Annotated in this window: 1 protein-coding gene; it reads left to right on the plus strand. The window is 67.7% G+C overall.

Features of this window, described 5'->3' with window-relative positions; genetic code table 11:
- Positions 1-226 precede the first annotated feature (226 nt).
- Positions 227-433, plus strand: a complete 207-nt coding sequence (locus ACFW2E_RS47495; RefSeq protein WP_384478544.1) for a hypothetical protein — start codon at positions 227-229, stop codon at positions 431-433.
- The last annotated feature ends 693 nt before the right edge of the window (positions 434-1,126 follow it).

Here is a 1,126-nt window from a genome sequence, read left to right on the forward strand (position 1 = left end):
GAAGTCCTTCTCCGCCTGCGCCACCCCCGTCTCGTCCACGGTCATCGTCCCCCTGTCCGACGTCGCACTGCCTCGGACACCGGACACCCACGCACACCCGCCTGACCTGCGCCTGCGCAGGCCCGCAGGTCACTTCGTCCGACCAGCGTGTCGGACACCCCGGGCCCCCGGCACGCTGTGGCCATCACCCAACACATCGCTGCCCATTCCATCTCAAGGAGAGCTTATGTCCGTGTCCGCCGTCGTGGCCTTCCTCGTCCTGGCGGTGACGATCGTCTTTGCCGCCCTCGCGGCCGGTGTGGCCGGTGTCCTGCACCGCATCGAGGGAGCCACGTTGTCTGCGGCGGCCTCGACAGCCGTCTCTGTATTCACCGCCGTCTTCGCCGCGAGTGCCGCAGCGCTCACGCTGCTCACCTCATGGGTGAGACCGTGACAGGCGTCCGTGCGGTCTTCATCGTGCTCCACAGCTGGACGCCGAGCTCCTTGCGCGAACGGGAGGGCTGAGCCGGAACGTCGGTGCAGTACGTACTCCACCGACTGCCAGGCCAGCACGGCGCCGGCCAGGTGCTCGGCGACGGGCGGAGGCAGCACCAGCTCGGGAAGGGCCCACCGGACAGCAGCCCGCGAGTCGGTTGCGCGGCGGTACGGGACAGCCGGGCCGAAATTCCGGCTGTGGCGGATCTTCTCTGAAAGCCAGCCCCTTCAGCCCTTACGGTTTCACCGCACCATGCGATCACGCTCTCGTGACCAGGGGACTCCTGTCGATAGGCCCCTGATCGCCACGCAGAGTTCAGGAACGTCAGGCGTCAGGGGACCCGAAGGTCCAGCCAGATTCGCTCCAGCGATCAGGATGCCGCGACCGCAGATACTTGCAGGCGGCTTGGCGATGCGATTGACGTGCGCGTACGTGTGGCCACTGGTCAGGTGCGGCAACAGGGCACTGTCCTGAACGGCGGCGATCGGGGCTTCAGGTGGTCGACTTCGGGGCACATCTCGCGGGCGTGGTCGAGAGACTGGAGCCGGTGACTGTGGTACCGCGGTTCCTGGGCCTTCTGGGCGACGGAAGGCGCGTGGGAGGCAGATGCCGTCGGAGCTGGAATTGAAGGCGGCGCGCCCACGGGTGATC

The organism is Streptomyces sp. NPDC058964 (assembly GCF_042741275.1).
Classification (GTDB): Bacteria; Actinomycetota; Actinomycetes; order Streptomycetales; family Streptomycetaceae; genus Streptomyces.